The organism is Comamonas kerstersii, from assembly GCF_008801935.1.
Classification (GTDB): domain Bacteria; phylum Pseudomonadota; class Gammaproteobacteria; order Burkholderiales; family Burkholderiaceae_C; genus Comamonas; species Comamonas kerstersii.
Map to the genome: position 1 here is coordinate 219465 of NZ_VZOT01000004.1, position 23304 is coordinate 242768.

22 protein-coding genes are annotated in these 23304 nt (G+C 60.4%); 13 read left to right on the forward strand and 9 right to left on the reverse strand.

Annotation, left to right across the window (positions count from 1 at the left end; translation table 11 throughout):
* The 12 genes from lepB (at window position 1) to purT (ending at window position 11635) form a co-directional block, all read left to right on the forward strand.
* Window positions 1-972 carry a signal peptidase I gene (lepB, locus tag F7P80_RS08330; RefSeq protein WP_077345177.1) on the forward strand — a complete coding sequence of 324 codons (972 nt, stop codon included), beginning with the start codon at window positions 1-3 and terminating at the stop codon, window positions 970-972.
* 71 nt (window positions 973-1043) lie between these two features.
* Window positions 1044-1400, forward strand: coding sequence for a DUF4845 domain-containing protein (locus F7P80_RS08335; RefSeq protein ID WP_054067448.1), 357 nt, complete (start codon window positions 1044-1046; stop codon window positions 1398-1400).
* A complete protein-coding gene (gene rnc, locus F7P80_RS08340; RefSeq protein ID WP_054067447.1) occupies window positions 1401-2084 on the forward strand; it encodes a ribonuclease III in 684 nt (227 codons plus the stop codon). It abuts the gene before it with no gap.
* Window positions 2081-3223 carry a GTPase Era gene (gene era, locus F7P80_RS08345; RefSeq protein WP_151043939.1) on the forward strand — a complete coding sequence of 381 codons (1143 nt, stop codon included), beginning with the start codon at window positions 2081-2083 and terminating at the stop codon, window positions 3221-3223. Before rnc ends, era begins: the two co-directional genes overlap by 4 nt.
* A gap of 176 nt (window positions 3224-3399) precedes the next feature.
* Complete coding sequence (gene recO, locus F7P80_RS08350) at window positions 3400-4164, forward strand: DNA repair protein RecO (protein ID WP_151043942.1); 765 nt, start codon at window positions 3400-3402, stop codon at window positions 4162-4164.
* Window positions 4161-4946: a pyridoxine 5'-phosphate synthase gene (locus tag F7P80_RS08355; protein WP_151043946.1), complete on the forward strand. Its 786-nt coding sequence runs from the start codon at window positions 4161-4163 to the stop codon at window positions 4944-4946. The genes recO and F7P80_RS08355 overlap by 4 nt, the downstream gene beginning before the upstream one ends.
* Before the next feature lie 92 nt (window positions 4947-5038).
* The gene (acpS, locus tag F7P80_RS08360) at window positions 5039-5440 is read left to right on the forward strand and encodes a holo-ACP synthase (RefSeq protein WP_151043949.1); all 402 of its coding nucleotides are present in this window, start codon (window positions 5039-5041) and stop codon (window positions 5438-5440) included.
* Between the two features lie 69 nt (window positions 5441-5509).
* Complete coding sequence (gene nagZ / locus F7P80_RS08365; protein WP_151043952.1) at window positions 5510-6604, forward strand: beta-N-acetylhexosaminidase; 1095 nt, start codon at window positions 5510-5512, stop codon at window positions 6602-6604.
* 16 nt (window positions 6605-6620) lie between these two features.
* On the forward strand, window positions 6621-7676 hold the full coding sequence (locus F7P80_RS08370) for a 6-phosphofructokinase (RefSeq protein WP_151043957.1): 1056 nt from the start codon (window positions 6621-6623) through the stop codon (window positions 7674-7676).
* Window positions 7677-7954: 278 nt separating this feature from the next.
* Window positions 7955-9730, forward strand: a complete 1776-nt coding sequence (locus tag F7P80_RS17295) for a methyl-accepting chemotaxis protein (RefSeq protein ID WP_428840862.1) — start codon at window positions 7955-7957, stop codon at window positions 9728-9730.
* A gap of 118 nt (window positions 9731-9848) precedes the next feature.
* Window positions 9849-10331, forward strand: coding sequence for a hypothetical protein (locus F7P80_RS08380; RefSeq protein WP_054067439.1), 483 nt, complete (start codon window positions 9849-9851; stop codon window positions 10329-10331).
* 86 nt (window positions 10332-10417) lie between these two features.
* Window positions 10418-11635, forward strand: a complete 1218-nt coding sequence (gene purT, locus F7P80_RS08385; protein WP_058880117.1) for a formate-dependent phosphoribosylglycinamide formyltransferase — start codon at window positions 10418-10420, stop codon at window positions 11633-11635.
* A gap of 90 nt (window positions 11636-11725) precedes the next feature.
* Here purT and F7P80_RS08390 read toward each other — a convergent pair whose 3' ends face one another.
* From F7P80_RS08390 to F7P80_RS08400, 3 genes are all read right to left on the reverse strand, one after another.
* Window positions 11726-12439, reverse strand: coding sequence for a mechanosensitive ion channel family protein (locus tag F7P80_RS08390; protein ID WP_151043963.1), 714 nt, complete (start codon window positions 12437-12439; stop codon window positions 11726-11728).
* A 165-nt stretch (window positions 12440-12604) separates the two neighbouring features.
* Window positions 12605-14152, reverse strand: a complete 1548-nt coding sequence (lysS, locus tag F7P80_RS08395; RefSeq protein WP_151043966.1) for a lysine--tRNA ligase — start codon at window positions 14150-14152, stop codon at window positions 12605-12607.
* Between the two features lie 230 nt (window positions 14153-14382).
* The gene (locus F7P80_RS08400) at window positions 14383-15003 is read right to left on the reverse strand and encodes an LON peptidase substrate-binding domain-containing protein (RefSeq protein WP_151043969.1); all 621 of its coding nucleotides are present in this window, start codon (window positions 15001-15003) and stop codon (window positions 14383-14385) included.
* Between the two features lie 126 nt (window positions 15004-15129).
* Between F7P80_RS08400 and F7P80_RS08405 the strand changes: the two genes are divergently transcribed.
* Window positions 15130-15687, forward strand: coding sequence for a YggT family protein (locus F7P80_RS08405; protein WP_054067434.1), 558 nt, complete (start codon window positions 15130-15132; stop codon window positions 15685-15687).
* 93 nt (window positions 15688-15780) lie between these two features.
* Here the strand turns inward: F7P80_RS08405 and accD are convergent, their stop codons facing one another.
* The 6 genes from accD to F7P80_RS08435 all read right to left on the reverse strand — a co-directional run bounded on the left by accD (window position 15781) and on the right by F7P80_RS08435 (window position 23162).
* Window positions 15781-16662, reverse strand: a complete 882-nt coding sequence (accD, locus tag F7P80_RS08410) for an acetyl-CoA carboxylase, carboxyltransferase subunit beta (protein WP_054067433.1) — start codon at window positions 16660-16662, stop codon at window positions 15781-15783.
* Window positions 16663-16728: 66 nt separating this feature from the next.
* Window positions 16729-17550, reverse strand: coding sequence for a tryptophan synthase subunit alpha (trpA, locus tag F7P80_RS08415; protein WP_151043971.1), 822 nt, complete (start codon window positions 17548-17550; stop codon window positions 16729-16731).
* Window positions 17547-18815, reverse strand: a complete 1269-nt coding sequence (gene trpB, locus F7P80_RS08420; RefSeq protein WP_054067431.1) for a tryptophan synthase subunit beta — start codon at window positions 18813-18815, stop codon at window positions 17547-17549. Before trpB ends, trpA begins: the two co-directional genes overlap by 4 nt.
* Window positions 18808-19539 carry a phosphoribosylanthranilate isomerase gene (locus tag F7P80_RS08425; RefSeq protein ID WP_151043974.1) on the reverse strand — a complete coding sequence of 244 codons (732 nt, stop codon included), beginning with the start codon at window positions 19537-19539 and terminating at the stop codon, window positions 18808-18810. Before F7P80_RS08425 ends, trpB begins: the two co-directional genes overlap by 8 nt.
* Before the next feature lie 24 nt (window positions 19540-19563).
* Complete coding sequence (gene truA, locus F7P80_RS08430; RefSeq protein ID WP_151043977.1) at window positions 19564-20379, reverse strand: tRNA pseudouridine(38-40) synthase TruA; 816 nt, start codon at window positions 20377-20379, stop codon at window positions 19564-19566.
* A gap of 44 nt (window positions 20380-20423) precedes the next feature.
* Window positions 20424-23162 (reverse strand): motility hub landmark protein FimV, encoded by a 2739-nt coding sequence (locus F7P80_RS08435; RefSeq protein WP_151043980.1) that lies wholly within the window; start codon window positions 23160-23162, stop codon window positions 20424-20426.
* Window positions 23163-23304 lie beyond the last annotated feature (142 nt).

The window sequence follows — 23304 nt, forward strand, 5'->3', positions numbered from 1 at the left end:
ATGCAAGCCATGCAGTGGATCACCGCGGTTATCTTGGCCGCATTCGTTGCCTATATTGGGGCGTGGTATGTCGGCGCCATCGAAGGCAACTTTGCCTTGCTGATGTTCCTGGCGACTTTTGTCACCGGTATTTACTGGCTGGCCGAACGCTTTTACTTCTTTCCGCAGCGCAAGAAAGAAGCAGAGCGCCTGAACGCTGAGGCTGAGGCACGCCGTGCCGAGCTGGAGCGCCAGGGGTTGCGCCATGACATGGATACCAAGCCAGGAGAGACCCGCATCCTGCGCCAGCCCTGGTGGCTGGACTGGACGGCGGGCCTGTTCCCGGTGCTGTTCGTGGTGTTTGTACTGCGTTCCTTCCTGTTTGAGCCCTTCAAGATTCCATCGGGCTCCATGATTCCCACGCTGATGGTGGGCGACCTGATCCTGGTGAACAAGTTCCACTATGGCGTGCGTCTGCCCGTGATCAATACCAAGATCACCGACGGCAATCCCGTCGAGCGTGGTGATGTGATGGTGTTCCGCTATCCCCCTCAGCCTACGCTGGACTACATCAAGCGTGTGGTGGGGCTGCCTGGTGACACCGTGGCCTACCTCAACAAGCGCCTGACCATCAACGGCGTGGAAGTGCCCACCGAGCAGCTGCCCGACTTTTTCGACACCGATGCCATGCGTTACTTCAAGCAGCTGGAAGAACATCTGGGCGAGAAGCCGCACCGCATGCTCAACACGCCCGGGGTGCCTGCGTACATTCAAGGGGCGTCTGAGTATCCCTACCGCGAAAACTGCGTCTACAGCGTGGAAGGCGTGACCTGCAAGGTGCCAGAGGGCTACTACTGGGTGCTGGGCGACAACCGCGACAACTCGCTGGACTCGCGCTACTGGGGCTTTGTGCCTGAAGCCAACATTGTCGGAAAAGCCTTTTTCATCTGGATGAATTTCGGTAACCTCAAACGCATCGGTAGCTTTCATTAAAAGTGCGCAGCACTTGAATCAGAGAAATGGCCGCTGTAGCGGCCATTTCCATAAGAGCAGAGGGAATATCTATGCGTGGAGCCACTCGTCACAGCCAGCGCGGTCTGTCTTTCATCGGTTTTGTCGTGATTGCTGTGCTGGCAGTTGCGGTTTTTGCGATTGGCGGACAATCGCTGCCTATCCTTCTGGAATATCAGTCGGCCCAGAAAGCAGCGACCAAGGCTGCGCGGGAAGGCGATACCGTGTCAGAAGTGCGTGCAGTGTTTGACAGGGCTGCACAGATTGATGACATCACCACCATCTCTGGCAAGGATCTGGAGATCTCCAAGGTCAATGACCGGGTTGTGGTGGGCTTTGAATATGAGCGTTCCGTTCCGTTGGTAGGCCCTGCCTACCTTGTTTACCGTTTTAATTACCAGACCAAATAGGTGCCAATCACCCTGCAAGAACTGCAGCAGACGCTGCAGTACACATTCCAAAATCCTGCCTTGCTGCAGCGTGCGCTGACGCACCGCAGCTTCTCGGCAGACAACAACGAGCGTCTGGAGTTTCTGGGAGACTCTGTGCTGAGTCTGGCCATCTCCAGTCTTTTGTTCCAGCGCCTGCGTGAGCTGCCCGAAGGTGATCTGTCGCGCGTGCGTTCCAACCTCGTCAAGGAAGGCACGCTGCACCAGATTGCGCTCAAGCTCCAGCTGCCCGAGCTGCTGCGCCTGGGCGAAGGTGAGGCCAAGTCCGGCGGCAAGAACCGCCCCTCGATTCTGGCGGACGCCGTCGAAGCCATTCTGGGCGCGGTGTACCTGGATGCTGACTTTGTCGCTGCCGAGCAAGTGGTACACCGCCTGTTTGAAGGCGTGGACATCAACCCCCACATGCGTGCGGCCGAGAAAGACCCCAAGACGGCTTTGCAGGAGTGGCTGCAAGGCCGCCGCATGCAGCTGCCCCAATACAGCGTGCTGGCCATTACCGGGGCTGCGCACAAGCAGACCTTTGAAGTGGCCTGCATGATTTCCGAACTCAAGCTGGGCGCCAAGGGCACAGGACCATCGCGTCGTGCCGGCGAACAGGCTGCTGCCAGCGCCATGCTGGCCATTTTGAAAGCGAAACACCCATGAACGATGCTGCGAAAAAAGTAGCTAGCACCGCAGGCGCCAAGGGCGCTAAAGGCCAAAAAGGCATTAAATCTCCAGTCCCTTCGTTTCCTGATGTGACACCTGCTGGCCAGAGCATGGCCGAGCTGGATGCCATGCTGGCTGCGGCCAAGCCCGGCGCAACCCCCTCGCTGGTGGCCCGTGCGGCAGAGATTGAGGCCGAGAAAGCTGCTGAAGCTGCCGCGCCCGTGCGTGTGTACGCTCCCGAAGAGCAGCGCTGTGGCCTGATCGCCATCGTGGGCAAGCCCAATGTGGGCAAGTCCACGCTGATGAATGCGCTGGTGGGGCAGAAGGTGTCCATCACCTCGCGCAAGTCGCAGACCACACGCCACCGCATCACCGGCATCCGCACCAAGGAAGAGACGCAGTTCATCTTTGTGGACACGCCCGGCTTCCAGACCAAGCACTCCACGGCCCTGAACAAGTCGCTGAACAAGGCCGTGATGGGCGTCATTGGTGATGTGGACCTGATCCTGTTCGTGGTGGAAGCAGGCAGCTTCACCCTGGCCGATGCCAAGGTGCTGAGCCTGTTCAAGCCCGGCATTCCCACCATTTTGGTGGCGAACAAGCTGGACACCGTGGGCCGCCGTCACGAGATTGCGCCCTGGCTCAAGAGCATGCAGGAGCGCCACCCCTTTGCAGAGTTTGTGCCCATGTCGGCCAAGAGCAAGGGTGACATCGAGCGCCTGTTCGGCATCTGCGCCAAGTACCTGCCCGAGCAGCCCTGGTTCTACGGTGAAGACGAGCTGACCGACCGCAGCGAAAACTTCATGGCCGCGGAAATCGTGCGTGAAAAGCTGTTCCGCTTCACAGGCGATGAGCTGCCTTACACCTCCACCGTGGTGATCGACAAGTTTGTCGAAGAGCCCAGCAAGGTGCACAACCGCTTCATGCGCATTGCCGCCACCATCGTGGTGGAGCGCGATGGCCACAAGGCCATGGTGATTGGTCAGGGCGGCGAGCGCCTCAAGCGCATCTCGACCGAAGCCCGCCAGGAAATGGAAAAGCTGTTTGACGCCAAGGTCTTCCTGGAAGTGTGGGTCAAGGTCAAGTCGGGCTGGGCGGATGATGAAGTCCGCGTCAAGTCTTTCGGCTACGAGTAAGGTGTCGGGTGCCGCCTGGCGTTGCCGATACTTTGTCGCACCCGCTTGCCGTGGCGCTGCCACTGTCTGCGCAGGGGCTTTGCGTCTCGGCCGCTTCGCTCAACGCTATGCGACACTTCAAGCTTCGTGCTTTTCCTAAAGGTCTCACTGAGGCCTTTTTGTCTTTTTGAGAACCTATGGCCGCCAAGCGCGTGGGTGATGAACCCGCCTTTATCCTGCACCGCTATGACTGGAGCGAGTCCAGCCTGATTCTGGAGGTGTTCACACGCCACCGTGGCCGTGTGGCGCTGCTGGCCAAGGGCGTCAAGCGCCACACCTCCAACTTTCGTCCCGTGCTGCTGGCGCTGCAGCCGCTCAAAGTCAGCTACACGCTTTCGGGTGATGGCAATGCCGACATCCATGTGCTCAAAGGCGCGGAGTGGGCGGGTGGGCACATCATGCCCATGGGCAACAACCTGCTCACCGGGCTGTATCTGAACGAGCTGCTCATGCGCCTGCTGGCGCGGGACGACCCGTATGCTTACCTGTTTGATGTGTATGGCGCCGTGGTCAAACTGCTGGCTACCCAGCAGGAAGAAGTGATTGAACCCGTGCTGCGCGCGTTTGAACTGATCTTGCTGCGCGAGCTGGGCTTGCTCCCAGCGCTGGAGCTGGAAACGCAGACGCTGCAGGCGCTGGAGCCGCAAAGCTCTTATGTGCTAGTGGCCGAGATGGGTTTGCGCCCGGCGCTGGACGGCGACCGCGCCAGCCTCACCGGGGTGCAGTGGCGCAGCCTGCAGCACGCGCTGGAGCAGGGCGAGGCCGCTTACCCCGCCACTGTGCGTGCCTGTGCAGCGGTGGCATCGGCATTGAAGCCGCAGCTGCGCCATTTGCTGCAATACCATTGCGGCAGCCCCCTGCTGCGCACGCGGCAACTGATGATGGATTTGCAAACGCTATGACTGCTTCGTCTTCCCCATTTCGTCGCACGGCCCTGTCCGTGAATGTCAACAAAGTCGCTCTGGTGCGCAATACGCGCCATCTGGGTATTCCTTCGGTCACACGTGCCGCGCAGCTGTGCCTAGAAGCTGGGGCGCAGGGCATCACCATCCACCCCCGCCCGGATGAACGCCATATCCGTGCCAGCGATGTGTATGAACTGGCAGTGCTGCTCCAGGCCTGGCCGCAAGCCGAGTTCAACATCGAAGGTAACCCCACGCAGAACCTGATGCAGTTCATTCGCGATGTGCGTCCGCACCAGGCCACTTTTGTGCCTGACAGCGAAGACCAGTTCACCAGCGACCACGGCTGGAGCTTCCCGCAGGACGCTGAGCGCCTGCGCCCCTTGATTGCAGAATGCAAGGCCCTGGGCGTGCGCGTGAGCCTGTTCATGGACCCTGTTCCCGCGCAAATGGCCGCTGCCAAGGCAGTGGGTGCAGACCGCGTCGAGCTGTACACCGAGCCTTATGCCGCAGCCTGGGGCACGGCCGGGCAGGAACAGCAGCTGGCCATCTACGCCCAGGCGGCGCAGGCAGCGCTGGATGCCGGGCTGGAGGTAAATGCCGGCCACGACTTGAGCCGCGACAATCTGGCCGCCTTTGTGGCCCGTGTGCCCGGTGTGGCCGAAGTCTCTATTGGCCACGCGCTGATTGCTGACGCACTGGAGCTGGGCTATGGCGCTACCGTCAAGGCCTACCAGGCCTGTATCGATGCAGGCATACAGGCCAGACTACTGAATAAATAGCGGCTAGTGCTGGTCAATAAAGCATTTCAGATGGTTTTCTATCTGAAATGCTTGAAATATCAGCGCTAACAGCTCTTCTTTTTGATGAATACATGATTTACGGTATTGGTACGGACATCTGCGACATTCGCCGCATCCGCGACAGTCTGGAGTGCCACGGCGACCGCTTTGCAGAAAAAGTGCTGACCGCGCAGGAGCTGCAGGTCTGGCGCGCCCGCAGCGTACGCTGGCCTGAACGTGGCGTGCGCTATCTGGCCACGCGCTTTTCGGCCAAGGAAGCATTCAGCAAGGCTGTAGGCATGGGCATGCGCATGCCCATGACCTGGCGCAACTGCGAGATTGCCAACCTGCCCAGTGGCCAGCCCACCATCGTGCTGTATGGCGCGATGAAGCAGTGGATGGACGAAAAAGGCCTGAAGGCCCACATCACCGTGACCGACGAGAGCGAATACGCCGCCAGCTTTTGCGTGGTGGAAACACAGGCAGCTGCCTGAGCGCCCACGCAAGCGCGGCTTCGGGCTCATACTTGAGGTTTTGTAGCAAACGCCCCTGTTGTGACCACCATGACCGCCATGCATGCCCCTTTGATCATCGACATCGCAGGCCACAGCCTGACCGATGTGGACCGCGCCCGCCTCGCCCATCCCCTGGTAGGCGGCATCATTTTGTTTGCCCGTAACTGGGAAAGCCGTGCGCAGCTGGTGCAGCTGTGTGCCGACATCAAGGCCGTCAAGGAAGACCTGCTGATCTGCGTGGACCATGAAGGGGGGCGCGTGCAGCGCTTCAGGACCGATGGGTTTACGCACATCCCATCCATGCGCACCTTTGGCCAGATGTGGATGGATGACGGTAAGGGTAAGCAGCGTCGCAAAGGCAGCGGAGCCATGCGTGCCATGAATGCCGCCACGGCTGCCGGCTATGTGCTGGGCAGTGAATTGCGCGCCTGTGGTGTGGACTTCAGCTTTACGCCGGTGCTGGATCTGGACTATGGTGAAAGCTCGGTCATTGGCGACCGCAGCTTTCATCGCGATCCGCGTGTAGTGACAGCCCTGGCCAAGAGCCTGATGCATGGCTTGTTGCAGGCGGGCATGGGAAATTGCGGCAAGCACTTCCCCGGGCACGGTCATGTGAAGCCAGATTCACACATTGATATCCCGGTGGACAAGCGCAAGCTTAAAAAAATTCTGAGAGAAGACGCTGCGCCATACCCATGGCTGTCCAGCGTGCTCACGGCTGTCATGCCTGCGCATGTGATTTATCCCAAGGTGGATGCGCTGCCCGCAGGTTTCTCCAAAGTCTGGCTGCAGGACATTCTGCGCGGCGAGCTGCGCTATGACGGCGCCATCTTCAGTGACGACTTGAGTATGGAAGCTGCGCGCCGCATAGATGGTGAGGTCATCAGCTACACCGAAGCGGCTTTGCGTGCTCTGAACGCGGGCTGCGACATGGTGCTGCTGTGCAACCAGAGCCTGGGTTTGGGTGAGCATGTCGATGCACTGCTGGACGGCATGGACGACGCACTGCGCACGGGTCGCTGGGTGCCGGATGTGGACTCGGAGTCACGCCGCCTGTCGCTGCTGCCCGAGACCATGCCCCAGCCCTGGGATGAGCTGATGCTGCAGCCTGCCTATCAGGATGCATTGAATTTGCTGAACTAAGCAGAAAGAGGGAGTGATGAAAGTTGGCGTGTTGACAGGGGGCGGCGACTGCCCCGGCTTGAACGCGGTGATCCGCGCCGTGACCAAGTCTTTGATCAGCCAGGGGCAGTGTGAGGTCATTGGCATTCAGGATGGCTTTGAAGGCCTGATGGGCGAGACGCCTCGCGTCAAGCCGCTGGGCTGGGATGAGGTTTCAGGCATCCTGCACATTGGAGGCACCATTCTGGGCACCAGCAACAGCGCCAACCCGCTCAAGAACGAGGAAACACTGGCCCAGGTCAAGCGCAATGTGCAGGCGCTGGGTCTGGACGTGGTGGTGTCCATTGGCGGTGACGGCACGCAAAGCCTGGCCTATGGCCTGGCCCATGCCGTTGGCATGCAGTGCGTGGGTGTGCCCAAGACCATTGACAACGACATTGCCAACTGCGAACGCAGCTTTGGCTTTGACACGGCCGTGGCTACCGCCACCGAGGCCCTGCGCCGCATTGAAAGCACGGCCAACAGCCACCACCGCGTGATGATTGTGGAGACCATGGGCCGCAATGCGGGCTGGCTGGCGCTGGAAGCGGGTATTGCTGGTGCGGCAGACATCATCCTGATTCCCGAGATCGATTACGACCTGCAGACCATCATCGAGGTGTGCAAGGCGCGCGAGCAGCGCCAGCGCTACACCATCATCTGCATCGGCGAGGGTGCCAAGGAAAGCGGCCACAGCCTGACGGTGCGCGAAACCGTGGCCTACAGCCCTGACCCTGTGCGTCTGGGAGGCGTTGGCCATGTGCTGCGGGAGCGTCTGCAGCCACACCTCAAGAGCGAGGTACGCACCACCGTGCTGGGCCACGTGCAGCGCGGTGGCGACCCTACGCCGTTTGACCGTGTGCTGGCCACCCAGTTTGGTCACCATGCCGCGCAGCTGATTCTGTCCGGCCAGTTTGGCCGCATGGTCACCCTGCAGAACGGCCAGATTGGCAGCGTAGCAATTGCCACGGTTGCCAATACCCAGCGCCGCATAGCGCTGGACCACCCGCTGCTGACCATGGCGCGGGACATTGGGATCTGCCTGGGGGCTTAAGCTGGTAGCCGTGCATGCGCAGAAAACAAGAAGCCGCTGGGGCCTGCACCAGCGGTTTTTTTTCATGGACTTGGCTTGCGATGCCTGCAATGCAACAGCTTGTACGAAAATGTAAAAAAAAGTTAATGAACAAGTGATTACAGGTAAACCCCAGGCAGTTTTCGACGATAAACCATGGAACGCGTGGCTCGTGATCTGCAAGGCCCGGGCCTTTTTTATTTGTTAGGAAAGATATGCAGTTTCAGAACTTGTCGGTGTCCAAAAAGATTTGGGCGCTGATGCTCTTGGTGATGGGTGCCTTGCTCGCTGCAGGCTTGGGCATGCAGACCTATATGCTGAGTCTGGAAAGCAGTTTGCGTCAGCAGCTGCAAAGCGTGGAAGAGCGCATCCGGGTGGTGGTGCAATGGCGAGGTGCGGTAGAAACCTCGGCCAGCTTTCTGGTGGCAGCCAATATGGCTCAGGACCAAGCGAGCATGGACTTTTTCAACACACGTTATGAAGAAGCACGCAAGATCACCACCGTGCTGCGCGAAGAAACGGAGGAGCATCTAGAGACGGCGGCCGGACGTCAGCGCCTCCAGAGCATCAATGCTGCCCGCGAGAAGGTGAACAATATTTCCCAGCAGGTGGCCATGGAGCGTCGCAGTGATGGTGATGTTGCCGCCATGGTGCAGTCTGATCTGATACCCGCAGTGACCAGCTACATAGCGGAGCTGGATGCCATGGTCAAACTGCAGGAGCAGTTGCGTACCACCATCATTCAGGACAGCGACAGCATCCGTACCCGAGCCATGATCATTGGAGGGCTAGGCTTGCTGGCTGTGGTGGTCGTAGGCTTGTTGATTTCAGCATGGCTGGTGCGCCAGCTAACAGCACCTTTGGCGAGGGCCGTAGATTTGGCACAGGAAATTGCCAACGGCAACCTCACCCGCGATGTACATGACGACCGCAAGGACGAGCTGGGCCAGCTGCTGCGCAGCCTGAACACCATGACGCAAAAGCTGCGCGCTGTGGTGGGTGAAGTGCGCAATGGCGTGGATTCTGTGTCCTCGGCCGCAACCCAGATCGCTTCGGGCAATCAGGATCTGTCGGCACGTACCGAGCAGACGGCTGCCAATCTGGAAGAAACGGCGGCTTCCATCGAAGAGCTGACAGCCACCGTGACCCAGTCTGCCGATACCGCACGCCAGGCCAATCAGCTGGCAGCCACGGCCGTGCAGGCCGCTGAGCGCGGTGGTGAGGTGGTCAGCCAGGTGGTCATGAGCATGGACCAGATCAATACCTCCAGCCGCAAGATCAGCGACATCATCGGTGTGATCGACGGTATTGCCTTCCAGACCAATATCCTGGCGCTGAACGCCGCCGTGGAAGCTGCCCGAGCGGGCGAGCAGGGCCGTGGCTTTGCCGTGGTGGCAGGTGAAGTGCGCTCGCTGGCGCAGCGCAGTGCCGAGGCGGCCAAGGAAATCAAGGCCTTGATCACGACCAGCGTGGGCAATGTGGAAGTGGGTGCCGAGCAGGTAGCGCAGGCCGGCGAGAGCATGCAGGAAATCGTTGCCAGCGTGCGCCGCGTGACGGATCTGATCGGGGAAATCTCTGCTTCTTCCCAGGAGCAGCGCGATGGTATTGCTCAGGTCAACCAGGCGGTGAGCAATCTGGATCAGATGACCCAGCAAAACGCTGCGCTGGTGGAAGAGTCCTCGGCCGCCGCGATTGCCATGAACGAGCAGGCACAGCGCCTGGCCCAGGTGGTGGCACTTTTCAATGTGGGGCAGGAGCAGGTGCAGCGTCTGGCAAGCCCAGCCTCAGCACCTCGCGCCAGTACAGCTGCAGCCCCCGCTGTGCCACGCAAGCCTGAAAATGTGGCCAAGGCTACAGTGCCCAAGTTGAGCAGCAAATCTGGCACAGCCAGCAAAGCAGACGCCGCGCAAGAAAAACCTGCATCTGCCGCCGCCAAGCCAGCACAGGAGGCTGCACCCAAGCTGCTGCGGCCTGCACCATTGCATGCAGCAAGCAGCAAAAATACCGTCAACGATGACGACTGGGAAACCTTCTAAGCCCCGTCGCCGTATCCGGTACAAAGGAGTCCTAGGGACTCCTTTTTTATGCGCAAAATAAGGCAGGAACGCTTATTTCATCAGCGCAATCAGCTATTCATTCAGAAAGCCAGACACCATGGACCGACACGAAGAAGCCGTCATGCATTTGCTCACGGCCAATGGCGACACCTTTATCGCGCCGCAGTACGACGTAGCTTCTGGTTGGATGTGTCCAGACTTTGTCGCTTTGCGGCCTGCCAAAAAACAGATCTGGGTGGCAGAGGTCACGGCATCTGGCTATCCCATCGGTCTGGTGGACAAGATCAACCAGCGTGTGGAGCGCTGCTACGCCCCATTGCTGGAGCAGCTGCAGCGCCTGCAGCTGACGGACAGTGAGTGGAGCATTGGCATGTTGATCTTTGCACGCGATGACCAGCTGGAATGGCTCAAGGGGCGTATCAAGGACAGCGCAGGCGTGCATGTGCTGAGCCTGGAGACTGCCAGCAGCTCCTGGCTGTGGGCAGACCTGGTGTGGTCTGAGGACATGGACTTTGGCCTGGGCTATATCCCGCGCAAAGATGGTGTCATACCTGCGGCCAGCAAGCCCACTACGCATTAACACGTTGCAGGCGGGCCACTGCCGTCACCTATGATCTGGGGCAGTTTGTGCAACACGGGCTGCCGTGCCCGAGACTGGGACAAGAAATGACAACGCTGGGAACGCCTTTATCTGCCAATGCCACCAAGGTCATGCTGCTGGGCAGCGGAGAGCTGGGCAAGGAAGTCTTGATTGCGCTGCAGCGCCTGGGTGTGGAAACCATTGCTGTGGATCGCTACGAGAATGCGCCCGGCCAGCAGGTGGCCCACCATGCGCGCACCATCACCATGAGTGATCCGGCGCAACTCAAGGCGCTGATTGAAGCCGTCAAGCCCGATCTGGTAGTGCCCGAGATTGAGGCCATCGCTACCCCCATGCTGGAAGCGCTGGAGGCCGCAGGCGTTATCACCTGCATTCCCACTGCGCGTGCTGCACGCCTGACCATGGACCGGGAAGGCATTCGCCGCCTGGCTGCCGAGACGCTGGGCTTGCCTACCAGTCCTTACCGCTTCTGTGATTCGCTGCAGGAGTTGCAGGCTGCCATCGATGGCAGCGACGGCCAGCCCGCCATTGGCTACCCCTGCGTGGTCAAGCCGGTGATGAGCAGCTCGGGCAAGGGCCAGAGCAAGATCGATGGCCCAGCGGACGTGGCCAAGGCCTGGGACTACGCCATGGCGGGTGGCCGTGTGGCCAAGGGCCGTGTGATTGTGGAAGGCTTTATCGACTTTGACTACGAAATCACCCAGCTGACCGTGCGTGCCAAGGGCAAGGACGGCCAGGTGGAAACCCACTTCTGTGACCCCGTGGGTCATATCCAGCAGTCGGGCGACTATGTGGAAAGCTGGCAGCCGCACCCCATGCACCCCGCAGCGCTGGAAAAGGCGCGCCAGATTGCCAAGGCAGTGACGGACGATCTGGGGGGGCTGGGTCTGTTTGGCGTGGAGCTGTTCGTCAAGGGTGAGCAGGTCTGGTTCAGCGAAGTCTCTCCCCGTCCGCACGACACAGGTCTGGTGACGCTGTGCACCCAGTGGCAGTCCGAGTTTGAACTGCATGCGCGTGCCATTCTGGGCCTGCCTGTGGATGCCAGCCTGCGCAACCCCGGCGCCAGCGCGGTGATCTATGGCGGCCAGGATGCAGAAGGCCTGGTGTTTGATGGCGTGGATGAAGCGCTGGCCATCGAAGGCACAGACCTGCGCCTGTTCGGCAAGCCAGAAGCCTTTGTGAAGCGCCGCATGGGCGTGGCACTGGCCCGTGCCAAGGATGTGGATACGGCCCGTGCGAATGCCAAGCTGGCAGCCAGCAAGGTGCAGCCCAGAAAGCCTTAAATTTTGTAGCTTCTAGCGCTTGCTGCATGGGCGTTAGAGTCCTGAAAGACCATAAAAAAACGCTGCCAGATCAGGGCAGCGTTTTTTGTTTCAGGGAATGATGGGCGTGTGTGATGGCTGCTTGCTGTTGTCAGCCGGCACGGCCTGCGTGGGCATGGCGGCCTCGGCTGCGCGCTGTACGCGGTGGGTGGGCACCGGTGTGCCCGCACGCCAGCGGCGCACCACGCGCTGAAAGATCAGGGCGTTGGGCACCTGGATCAGCGAGCCGGGCTGCTCGGTGGTCAGATCTTCCAGCGTGGTGTAGAGCAGGTTGATATCCACGACGCGGCCCAGTGCACCGGGCTTTTCGGCCGTGTCCAGCACTTCAATATGATCACCCACCCGGAAGGGGCCTACGGTAAAGATCAGGAAGGCGCAGAACAGGTTGGACAGCACACTCCAGGCCGCAAAAAATGCAACCGCACCTACGGTGGCAAAGCCCGTGAAGGCCGACCACAGCACACTGGCAGACACGCCCAGACGTTCCAGCACCAGCAGCAGGGAGCCCGCCACAATCAGCCAGCGCACGACAGCATGTACCGGGCGCAGCAGCTCATCGGGGAAGTCGTAGTGATGGCTGGCACGCTGCACCAGGCGCTTGAGCATGCGCTGCAGCAGCCAGGCCACGCCAATAATCAGCAGAATCTGTAAGACGGGGATAACGATTTCCACCCATTCGTGCAGCCACGCTGGCAGATGGTGGCGCAGGTTGGCAAGGCGATCGAACAAAGTCACAACAATCAATTCCTCTGGTTCAAAAAGCATGCAGACAGCTGGTGGCTGCTGCAGGCAAGGCGGTGTTCATGGTAGCTATTTGTCAGCCATTGATGCAAAGCCAGGCTGGTTTTTGGGTTTTTGCCAGATGCATGACAAAAAAAGGTGCGCCCGGCGCAGCCGGACACACCTTATCGCTTGCGGCTATGAATGTGCTCAGATCTGTTCGCGGCGCAGAGCAGGGAACAGAATCACGTCACGGATGCTGGGGCTGTCAGTCAGCAGCATCAGCAGACGGTCGATACCGATACCGCAGCCACCTGTGGGGGGCATGCCGTATTCCAGCGCGCGCACAAAGTCATGGTCGAAGTACATGGCTTCGTCGTCGCCGCTGTCCTTGGCTTCGACCTGGGCATTAAAGCGTGCGGCCTGGTCTTCGGCGTCGTTCAGCTCCGAGAAACCATTGCCGAATTCGCGGCCGGTGATGTACAGCTCAAAGCGCTCGGTCACTTCGGGGCGCTGGTCGTTGGCACGGGCCAGTGGCGAGATTTCTGTGGGGTGCTCCATGATGAAGGTGGGGTTCCACAGCTTTTCTTCGACCACTTCTTCGAAGTACAGCACCTGCAGGCTGGCCAGTGAGCGGGTGGACAGCTTGTCCTTTTCCTCGTTCATGCCCAGCTTCTTCAGAGCGTTGATCAGCCAGTCGCGGCTGGTGACGTTGTCACCGGCTTCGGTGTACTTCACGATGGCTTCGGGGATGGTCAGGCGCTCGAAAGGCTTGGCCAGGTCCACCGGCTTGCCGCCGTAGGTGCACTGCAGCGTGCCCACGGCCTTCATGGCGGCGTCACGGATCAGCTGCTCGGTGTAGTTCATCAGGTCCTGGTAGTCCCAGTACGTGGCGTAGAACTCCATCATGGTGAACTCGGGGTTGTGGCGCACCGAGATACCTTCGTTACGGAAGTTGCGGTTGATCTCGAACACGCGCTCAAAGCCACCGACGATCAGGCGCTTCAGATACAGCTCAGGCGCAATGCGCAGGTACATGTCCTGGTCCAGCGCATTGTGGTGGGTGATGAAGGGCTTGGCGTTGGCACCGCCGGGGATGGGGTGCAGCATGGGGGTTTCCACTTCCAGGAAGCCGTGCTCCACCATGAATTCGCGGATACCAGCCACTGCCTTGGAGCGTGCCACGAAGCGCTTGCGTGCGTCTTCGTTCATCATCAGATCGACATAGCGCTGGCGCACCTTCTGCTCGGGGTCAGCCATGCCGTGGAACTTGTCGGGCATGGGGCGCAGGCTCTTGGTGAGCAGGCGGATCTTGCTGGCCTTGATCGACAGCTCGCCGGTCTTGGTCTTCATCAGCGTGCCTTCGACGGCAATGATGTCGCCCAGGTCCCACTTCTTGAAGTCGGCATAGACCTCTTCACCTACGGCGTCGCGGGTGATGTAGGCCTGGATGCGGCCGGTAGCGTCCTGCACGGTGGCAAAGCTGGCCTTGCCCATGACGCGCTTGAGCATCATGCGGCCGCCTACGGATACGCTCAGGCCTTCAGCTTCCAGCGCTTCGGCTTCTTTCTCGCCGTGGGCTTCGATCAGGGGCAGGGCACGGTCAGCAGGCTTGAAATCGTTGGGGAATGCCGCTGTACCTGCAGCCTTGGCAGCTTCGCGCAAGGCTTTGAGTTTTTCGCGGCGCTCAGCGATGAGTTTGTTTTCGTCCTGGGGGGCAGCGGTTTCTGCTGCAGGTGTGTTTTGTGGTTCAGACATGGATGAGCGCAGCGCAGTGGCTGGTAAGACTTGCCAAAACCCGCTATTTTAGGTTTTTGTGCATCCCGGTGCATGCATGGCGTGCAATTACAAGGCTTTCTGGCTGATCGTGCAGCAGACAGGGCATGAAAAAATAAAAAAATAGCTGCAAGCGCTTGTATTTACTGGGTTTCAGATGGAAATCACCTTCAATTGCTTGCAGAACAAGCGCAAGCTGCTATTTTTTTGTGTCACACAATGCCAGCGCGCTCCAGCGCATCGGTGACCAGCTCCAGCCGCAGCAAGGGGCTGGCCGTCTCCAGCAGCTGCAGTTGCAGGTCTGTATCCAGCGGCAGCAGCTCGCACCAGCGGTTGGCCACCCAGCCACATTCATTCCAGCGCACATCGCTGGCGGGCAGCATGATCGGCTGCTGCGGCAGTTTGTTCAGCACCTGGCGCAGTGCAGTGGCGCTGTGGGCCAGATCGGGGGGAATGGCCATGGACATGTCTGGTGGCAGCAATTGCACATCTGCCACCCAGATGCTGCTTTGCAGCTGGCGTGTGCTGGTGATGCGAAAGCGCTCGTAGCCCTGGCCCTGCAGCAGTGCCAGCTGGGGGCTGATGGCAGAAAGCTGCGTGATCTTGGCCAGCGTACCCAGGGGATGAAAGCGTCCCTGGGCGGGCTGCTCTGCAGCTTCGTTCTGGGAATGTGTCAGTGTTACCACGCCAAAGGGGGCGTCCTGCTCCAGACAGCAGCGCACCATGGTGCGGTAGCGTTGTTCAAAGACGCGCAGCGTCAGCCTGCCATCCGGAAACAGTACGGTGCGCAGCGGGAACAGGGGTAGAGAAACCAGGGTCAGAGGAGGATTCATGGAGCATTACGGCGATACGCTGGATATGATGGCCTGCAGTGCCGCAGTGCTCGCGTAGGCAGAAGTCCCGCACTCTTGCCTGTGGAGCTGGCTTTTCTCGTAGTGTTCCAAGCGCTTTCAAACTACATGATTGTTCAAATTCTTCAGTTCTTGCTGGAAGTGGCATGCGGCCTGGTGGCCGGTGCCTGTCTGCTGCGTCTGTATATGCAGGCCCAGCGCATTCCGTTTTCCAACCCCATCGGGCAACTGGTGTTCGCGCTGTCGGACTGGCTGGTCATGCCGCTGCGCAAGCTCATTCCCAACCGAAGCAAGTACGACTTGTCCAGCCTGGCTGGGGCGTTGCTGGTCATGCTGGCGCAGTATGTGCTGGTCTGGCTGCTGCTGGGCGCGGTGGGCAACCCCGTCATGATTGTGCTGCTGGCCTGCTTTGGCCTGCTGCGCATGGTGCTCACGGGGCTGATTGGCATTCTTATCGTCTATGCCATCCTGAGCTGGGTGCAGCCACAGTCGCCGATTGCAGGCGTGCTGTACCGCCTGAGTGAGCCGCTGCTGCGCCCGCTGCGCAAGGTGATTCCGCTGGTAGGTGGCGTGGATCTGTCCGTGCTGGCAGCGATTGTCATTTTGCAGGTGCTGATGATGGTGCTGGGCCATCTGCAGCTGACTGCGCTGGGCGTGCTGTATTGACAATGGACAAAGCGCGCATGTCGCCGTTGCGGCGGCTTCAGCCATAAAAAAGGCTCCTGAATAAGGAGCCTTTTTTGTGCGTGCGAAGAGCGCTTAGTCTTGCACCACGGCGTCAGCAGGCAGGCGCTGCAGCATGGCCAGCGTAGAGGCCACGGTTTCGCGCAGCTCGCGGCGGTCCACGATCATGTCCACGGCACCCTTTTCCTGCAGGAATTCGGAGCGCTGGAAGCCTTCGGGGAGCTTCACACGCACGGTGGTTTCAATCACGCGGGGGCCGGCAAAGCCGATCAGCGCCTTGGGCTCGGCCATGACGATGTCGCCCATGAAGGCAAAGCCGGCAGACACGCCGCCCATGGTGGGGTCGGTCAGCACGGAAATGTAGGGCAGGCCCTTCTTGGCAAGACGGGTCAGCGCTGCATTGGTCTTGGCCATTTGCATCAGCGACAGCAGGCCTTCCTGCATGCGCGCGCCGCCGGTGGCGGTAAAGCACACAAAAGGCACCTTCTGCTCGATGGCGGTTTCCACGCCACGCACAAAGCGCTCGCCCACCACGGAGCCCATGGAGCCGCCCATGAAGTCAAATTCAAAGCAGGCCACGACCAGCTCGATGCCCTTGACGGAGCCGCCCATCACCACCAGTGCATCGGTTTCACCGGTGTTTTCCATCGCTTCTTTCAGGCGCTGGGGGTACTTGCGGCTGTCCTGGAACTTCAGTGGGTCCACAGGCAGGACTTCCTGGCCAATTTCATAGCGGCCTTCGCCATCGAGGAAATGGTTCAGACGTGCACGCGCGTTGATGCGGTGATGGTGGCCGCAGGTGGGGCAGACGTTCTGGTTGCTTTCCAGATCGGTCTTGTACAGCACCGATTCGCAGCTGGGGCACTTGATCCACAGACCTTCAGGAATCTGCTGTTGGCGATCCTTAGCTTCGGTTTGCTGAATTTTGGCGGGTAAAAGTTTTTCGAGCCAAGACATACGGTTTCCTTTTCAGGGCGATCGGGCTGTGCCGGTGCTGTGCACCGGCAGGCCAAGGGTCGCACATTATGCGTCCATCGCTTTGCGCACACCGCGCAAGAAGTCAATGGCCAGGGGAACAATCTTTTCGTGGGGCTGGTCTTCCAGCAGCTGGATGATGCGGCTGCCGATGATGGCGGCATCGGCAATCTCGGTCACAGCGTGGGCCGTCTGCGCATCGCGGATGCCGAATCCTACGCCAACTGGCAGATTCACGTACTGCTTGATGCGGGGCATCATGGCTGCCACATCTTCGATGTCCAGGGCATTGGAGCCCGTCACGCCCTTGAGCGAAACGTAGTAGACATAGCCGCTGGCAATGCGTGCCACCTGCTGAATGCGCTCGTCCGTGCTGGTGGGCGCCAACAGGAAAATCTGGTCCATGCCGTGTGCGCGCAGCTTGGCAGCAAAGCTTTCGCTTTCTTCTGGAGGGTAGTCCACCACCAGAATGCCATCTACACCGGCTTCAGCAGCGTCACGCACAAAAGCGTCTTCGCCGTGCAGCTGGTCATAGCGTTCGATGGGGTTGGCATAGCCCATCAGCACCACGGGGGTGGTGTGGTTTTTCTGACGGAACTCACGTACATAGCCCAGCACCTGCTTGAGGCCCACGCCGTTGGCAATGGCGCGGTCGCCAGCCTTCTGAATGGTCGGGCCGTCGGCCATGGGGTCGGAAAACGGCACGCCCAGTTCGATGATGTCAGCACCGGCTTCCACCATGCCGTGCATCAGCGAAGGCGTGATGGCAGCAAATGGATAGCCCGCAGTGACAAAAGGAATCAGGGCCTTGCGGCCTTCGGCATTCAGTTTGGCAAAAGTAGCGGCAATACGAGACTGATTAGGGCTCATGCAACAGGCCCTCCCTTGACGGACAGACCGCGTGAACTGGGGCGGTCATAAAAATCAACGCCGGACAGATCGGCCACAGTGCCGATGTCCTTGTCACCACGGCCGGACAGGCAGACCAGGATGGACTCTTCGGTCTTCATGGTCTTGGCCAGCTTCATGGCGTAGGCAATGGCATGGCTGGATTCCAGCGCAGGAATAATGCCTTCGGCACGGCACAGGTAGTGGAAGGCATCCAGCGCTTCCTTGTCGGTAATGCCCACGTACTGGGCACGGCCGATTTCCTGCAGCCAGGCGTGCTCGGGACCCACGCCAGGGTAGTCCAGGCCTGCACTGATGGAGTGCGTGTCCAGAATCTGGCCGTTGTCGTCCTGCATGATGAAGGTACGGTTGCCGTGCAGCACACCGGAGCTGCCTTTTTGCAGCGAGGCAGCGTGCTTGCCTGTATCCAGACCTTCGCCGGCAGCTTCCACGCCGATGAGCTTGGTGTTTTCGAACGGAATATAGGGGTAGAAGATGCCCATGGCGTTGGAGCCACCGCCCACGCAGGCCACAACGGCATCGGGCTGCTCGGCGGCCATCTTCAGTTCCTTGAAGAGCTCGGGCATCTGCGTGAGGCACTCCTGGCCAATCACGCTCTGAAAATCGCGCACCATGGCAGGGTAGGGGGCAGGGCCTGCAACCGTGCCGATGATGTAGAAGGTGTTGTCCACATTGGCCACCCAGTCGCGCATGGCCTCGTTGAGCGCATCCTTGAGCGTCTTGGAGCCCGATTCCACGGGGATCACGGTCGCGCCCAGCAGCTTCATGCGGTAGACGTTGGGGCTTTGGCGTTTCACGTCTTCGGCACCCATGTAGACGATGCATTCCAGACCATAGCGTGCGCAGATGGTGGCAGTAGCCACCCCGTGCTGACCTGCGCCAGTTTCGGCAATGATGCGCGTCTTGCCCATGCGCTTGGCCAGCATGGCCTGACCGATCACGTTGTTGATCTTGTGCGCGCCGGTGTGGTTGAGGTCTTCACGCTTGAGGTAGATCTGCGCGCCGCCCATTTCGCGGGACATGCGGGCTGCGTGGTAGACCGGCGAGGGACGACCCACGAAGTGGGCCAGTTCGGACTGGAATTCAGCAATGAATTCCGGATCGTTCTGGTACTTGGCATAGGCCTGACGCAGCTCATTCAGGGCGTGAGTGAGCGTTTCGCTGGCAAAGCTGCCACCGTAAGGGCCGAAGTGGCCGCTGGCATCGGGGTAAGAGTATTCAAACATCAGGATTAAGGGCAATTTGGGCGTCGGCGGTGCGTACTGCAGCGACGAAGCGTTGAATTTTTTCAGCATCCTTGATGCCCTTGAGCGGCTTGCCGTCAGGGCATGTAGCTTCTACACTGGAGCTGACATCAACTGCCAGAGACAGGCAGCGTGGGCGCAGTTGGCGGATGCCATCGATCACGTTTGCAGGCGTAAGTCCACCAGACAAAACGAGGTGAGCGCTGACGCTTGGTGGAAGCAGTGACCAATTGAATGCTTTGCCTGCGCCACCGTAGCCGTCCACATGGGCGTCTAGCAAAATGGCCTGGGCCTGAGAGTACTGATGCGCGTATTCTACGAGGTCAAAGTCACGGGCTGCATCGCCAAGGGGAATGCGTGCTGCCCGCAGATAGCGCACGCGGCCTTGCTGGCTCAGCCTTGTGCAGACTTGCGGGCTTTCATCGCCATGAAACTGCAGCAAGGCGTGGGGAATGGCGTGCAATGCTGCATCTACCTCCTCCTGGCTGGCGTTCACAAAGAGCAACACAGGTGTGACCAGGGGCGGCAGACGATCGATCAGCCTGCTCGCCTGTGCCAGGCTCACGGCGCGTGGGCTTTTGGGGTAGAGCACAAAGCCCAGGGCATCCACCCCGGCTGCCACGGCAGCATCTACGTCACACGCACGGGTCAGGCCACAGACTTTGATGCGGGTACGGGAAACAGGAGCATTCAACGCAGTATTCATAAGCGCTAGAGGGCAATTTAATGCTTAAGGCAGCCAGTCAAAGCCGGGCACATGGTCAGGCAGGCCCCACTGCGCATCGTAGCGCGGCCCCATGAAGTACAGGCCATCGGGAGAGAAGGTGGGGGCTGCCGCATCGCGCGAACGTGCATCCAGCACCTGCTGCATCCACTCAGGGGGGTGGGAGCCCTGGCCAATGTAGATCAGGCAGCCCATGATGTTGCGGATCATGTGGTGCAAAAAGGCGTTGCCCTCAAACTCGAAACGCCAGTAGCAGCATTCCATGTCGCGGTGCTGCGCGGAGGAAATGCTGCGGCGCGTGATGTCAATGCGGTGCAGGGTTTTGATGGGGGTCAGCGACTGGCAGGCAGCTGCGCGGAAGGAGCTGAAGTCATGCTCGCCCAGCAGGCAGGATGCTGCCTTGCGCATGGCATCCCCATCCAGAGGGTTGAACACCCAGCCCACGCGCCCGGCTTCCACGCTGGGGCGCACGGGCGATTGCAGCAGCACATAGGCATAGCGGCGTGAGGTGGCGCAGGCGCGGCTGTGGAAGGCATCCGGCATATGGCGTGCCCACTGCACGGCAATGTCGGGTGGCAAAAAGGTATTGGTGCCGCGCACCCAGGCGTTTTCGGGGCGCACGATGTCGGTGTCAAAGTGCACGACCTGCATCAGGCCATGTACACCGGCGTCGGTACGCCCAGCACACAAAGTGGAGATCTTTTCAGTAGCAAAGCGGCCCAGGGCCGCTTCGAGTTTGTCTTGAACGGTATTGCCGTTCGGTTGACTTTGCCAGCCGTTATAGGCTTGGCCGTTGTAGCTCAGCCCGAGGGCTATACGCATGCTGGCTCCTAGGGAAGCGGCCGCAGCCGCTTCAGAAAAATGCATCAATCAAGTTCGGACAGCATCTTCTGTGCACGCTCCTTGAGCGAACCGCTGGCTTCGGCCAGCACTTCCTCAATCAGGGCGCGTGCACCTTCGCTGTCGCCAATGGCGTTGAATTCCCTGGCCAGGTCAAGCTTGGTGGACAGGGGATCATCGGCGAGATTGTGCATGGGCTTGGCATTGTCTGCAGGCTCGGCGCTGGTGTCTGTGCCCAGGTCGAGGTTCAGAGAGCCCAGGTCAAAGTCCAGACTGGTGTCTGGCGCAGGGGCCGACGGTGCTTCTGGTGTTTCTGCGGGAGCAGCCTCCGCTGCGGGCGCTTCGATATTCAGATCGAAGTTGAGGCCGTCGTCCAGCTGGTCGGCAGCAGCGGCAGGTTCCGTGGCCGGTGTGCTCTGGCTCTGTGGCAAGTTGGCTTCAAAGCCCGACAGGTCCAGATCCAGTGCATCGCTGATGCTGTCGTTGTCCTGCACTGTGTCCTGCTCCAGCGATGGTGGCTCGGACGGTGTGAAGGGGGAAGACAGGTCCAGCTGGCTGTCCAGCGCGCTGGTATCGCCTTTGGTTTCGGACGCAGACGAAGTGGTGTCTGTGGCCGGAGTCGCTGGCGCAGTTTCCGAAGGCTCGGCAAATGCGGCAGACAGATCCAGAATGGGCAGCTCAGGGCTGGATGCAGTGTCTGTATCGCTGGCCAGTGCGCCTGCTGCAGCACCCGTTGCGGCAGCGGCTGTGCTGGCTTGCAAGGCTGCGGCAAAACCGGAGCCTGGCTTGTCAGCGGGGGCGTTGCTGGCTGCATCGGCCGCATCTGCATACAGGGGGTTCTGTGGTGCAAGCTGGCGGCCCAGTGCCGTGACGCGCTGCCACTCGGAAGAGCCAGTTTCGGTGTGTGGCTGCAGGCTGCGGGCGATGTCTTCCAGTGCCTTGGCGTCTTCGCGCTTGGCATAGATTTCTGCGAGCTTGACGTAGATGGCCGTGCGCTCAGGCTGGGTGCGAAGGGCTTCCTTAAGGATTTCCTCTGCCTGCACATCACGGCCATAGGCCAGGTAGACATCGGCTTCGGCGACGGGGTCTACGTCTGCACCGCCATCGAGCTGGCTGAGCGCGTAGGCCATGGTGGTGGCTGCAGCATCCGTGGTGTCCACGTGCTGGCCGCCGCTGCCGGCAAAGAAGGTGTCGGGGTGGAGCTGGCTGTCACCCAGGCTGGGGTCTTGCTCTGCAGCCTGTGCTGCACGGCGACGCTTCCAGGTGCTGTAGCCCAGCAGACCCAGCAGGATGGCAATCAGTGCACCACCGGCAGGAACCAGCGGGTTGTCCAGCAGCGAGGGCTCTTCCACAGGCATGGGCGCAGGTGCTGGAACTGGGCGGGGTTGTGCAGCAGCTGGCTTGGGCGCTGGCTCTTCGGCAGGCGCTGCTGGTGGGGCTTCGTTGCTGCTGGCAGCGGGTGTGGCATCGGCAGCAGCGCTGGCATTGGATTCGATCAGCGCCGCATTGGCGCTGGCCACTTCTACGGCAGGTAGGGAGGCATTAGCCTCTGCCGATGCAGCAGCTTGGCTGTCTGCAGGAGCCGCTGTAGCCGCTGCAGGGGCTGCAGGTGTTTCAGCAGGCTGGGTGCTGGCGTTGGCAGACGCTGGTGTGCTGCTCTGTGCCAGCTCGTTGAGTTCTGCCAGGTTGCGCTGCAGCTCAGACAGGCGGCTTTCCTGCGCTTCGGCCTGTTTATGTGCGGCCAGCTTTTCTTCTTCTTCTGCGGCAGTCTGGATGGCCCCCTTGGACAAAGTCAGCTTGTCTGCGGTCTCTGCATTGGCACGGGTTTCAGACACCTGGGCCTGTACCTGGCCGCTGGCGCTGCGTGCAGCAGCCTGCACGGCGGCCTGAGGTGCCTTGGCGGCAAGGCTGCGGCGGTAGGCATTGAAGTCACGGCTTTGGGCGGCGACGATCTGGCGCGCTTCCTGGGCGGAAGTCTCCAGTGCCTGTTCACGGCTGGGCATCTGCAGCACGGTGCCAGCACGCAGGCGGTTGACGTTGCCGTTGATAAAGGCATTGGGGTTGCTGCGCAGCATGGCGACCAGCATCTGGTCGAGCGACACACCTGCAGGGCGGTTGGCGTTGGCGATGCGCCCCGCAGTGTCGCCGGAGCGCACGCGCACGGCTTCATTCTGAGCGCCGGCAGGAGCAGGAGCTGGTGCCGTAGCTGCCGCGACTGGCTGGGCGGGAGGTGTGGTCGCGCGGATGCGTGGGCTGGAGGAGTAAGTCTTGCCTGTGACCGATACAGGTGCTGGAGCAGTGACCTGCGGTGCGGTGATCTGTGGTGCCGCAGCAGTTGCAGGTGCTGCGCTGCGCGGGGTGGAAGGAGGGTCCAGCAGCAGGGTGTAGCTGCGCTGCATGCTGCCGGTGTTCCATTGCGTGTCCACGATCAGATCGACAAAGGGATCGTTCAGTGGCGCATTGCTGCGCAGTTGCAACAGGGCGGTGCCATCAGGCTTTTGGACCAGTTGCACATTGATGGAGCTGGCTGCAGCGCTGTAGTCCAGACCACGGGCTCGGAAGGCTTCGGGGGGCGCGATCTGCACAATCAGGTTGCTCAACTCTGCAGGCGTGGCCTGTGGAATGGCAATTTCAGCGCGCAGGCTCTCGCCCAGCGCAGAATCAACGCGCAATGCACCCAGGGTCAAGGCAGAGGCACTCAGGCTGGTGAATGCGGTGGTGGCAAAGGCGGCCGCGGCCAGAGCTGAAAGTTTCCAACGATGCATGTTTGTGGTCACGTTCAAAATGTATGGCCGCTAGGTTTCGGCCAGTGTTCTTATCGGAGGTGCGCCCAGATTCCCCCCAGCGCAATGGATGCGCTGACATTAGCAGTATTGCCAGAGGGTGACAAGCAAGACCAAGGAGCAA

Coding starts and splice junctions, on each gene's coding strand:
- F7P80_RS08335 (WP_054067448.1), top strand. CDS start 1,044: ATGCGTGGAGCCACTCGTCACAGCCAGCGCGGTCTGTCTTTCATCGGT.
- acpS (WP_151043949.1), top strand. CDS start 5,039: ATGATTTACGGTATTGGTACGGACATCTGCGACATTCGCCGCATCCGC.
- accD (WP_054067433.1), bottom strand. CDS start 16,662: ATGTCTTGGCTCGAAAAACTTTTACCCGCCAAAATTCAGCAAACCGAA.
- F7P80_RS08380 (WP_054067439.1), top strand. CDS start 9,849: ATGGACCGACACGAAGAAGCCGTCATGCATTTGCTCACGGCCAATGGC.
- F7P80_RS08425 (WP_151043974.1), bottom strand. CDS start 19,539: ATGAATACTGCGTTGAATGCTCCTGTTTCCCGTACCCGCATCAAAGTC.
- F7P80_RS08405 (WP_054067434.1), top strand. CDS start 15,130: ATGATTGTTCAAATTCTTCAGTTCTTGCTGGAAGTGGCATGCGGCCTG.
- era (WP_151043939.1), top strand. CDS start 2,081: ATGAACGATGCTGCGAAAAAAGTAGCTAGCACCGCAGGCGCCAAGGGC.
- trpA (WP_151043971.1), bottom strand. CDS start 17,550: ATGAGCCCTAATCAGTCTCGTATTGCCGCTACTTTTGCCAAACTGAAT.
- recO (WP_151043942.1), top strand. CDS start 3,400: ATGGCCGCCAAGCGCGTGGGTGATGAACCCGCCTTTATCCTGCACCGC.
- nagZ (WP_151043952.1), top strand. CDS start 5,510: ATGACCGCCATGCATGCCCCTTTGATCATCGACATCGCAGGCCACAGC.
- truA (WP_151043977.1), bottom strand. CDS start 20,379: ATGCGTATAGCCCTCGGGCTGAGCTACAACGGCCAAGCCTATAACGGC.
- lysS (WP_151043966.1), bottom strand. CDS start 14,152: ATGTCTGAACCACAAAACACACCTGCAGCAGAAACCGCTGCCCCCCAG.
- F7P80_RS08390 (WP_151043963.1), bottom strand. CDS start 12,439: ATGCTTTTTGAACCAGAGGAATTGATTGTTGTGACTTTGTTCGATCGC.
- F7P80_RS08370 (WP_151043957.1), top strand. CDS start 6,621: ATGAAAGTTGGCGTGTTGACAGGGGGCGGCGACTGCCCCGGCTTGAAC.
- purT (WP_058880117.1), top strand. CDS start 10,418: ATGACAACGCTGGGAACGCCTTTATCTGCCAATGCCACCAAGGTCATG.
- lepB (WP_077345177.1), top strand. CDS start 1: ATGCAAGCCATGCAGTGGATCACCGCGGTTATCTTGGCCGCATTCGTT.
- F7P80_RS08435 (WP_151043980.1), bottom strand. CDS start 23,162: ATGCATCGTTGGAAACTTTCAGCTCTGGCCGCGGCCGCCTTTGCCACC.
- F7P80_RS08355 (WP_151043946.1), top strand. CDS start 4,161: ATGACTGCTTCGTCTTCCCCATTTCGTCGCACGGCCCTGTCCGTGAAT.
- F7P80_RS08400 (WP_151043969.1), bottom strand. CDS start 15,003: ATGAATCCTCCTCTGACCCTGGTTTCTCTACCCCTGTTCCCGCTGCGC.
- F7P80_RS17295 (WP_428840862.1), top strand. CDS start 7,955: ATGCTCTTGGTGATGGGTGCCTTGCTCGCTGCAGGCTTGGGCATGCAG.
- trpB (WP_054067431.1), bottom strand. CDS start 18,815: ATGTTTGAATACTCTTACCCCGATGCCAGCGGCCACTTCGGCCCTTAC.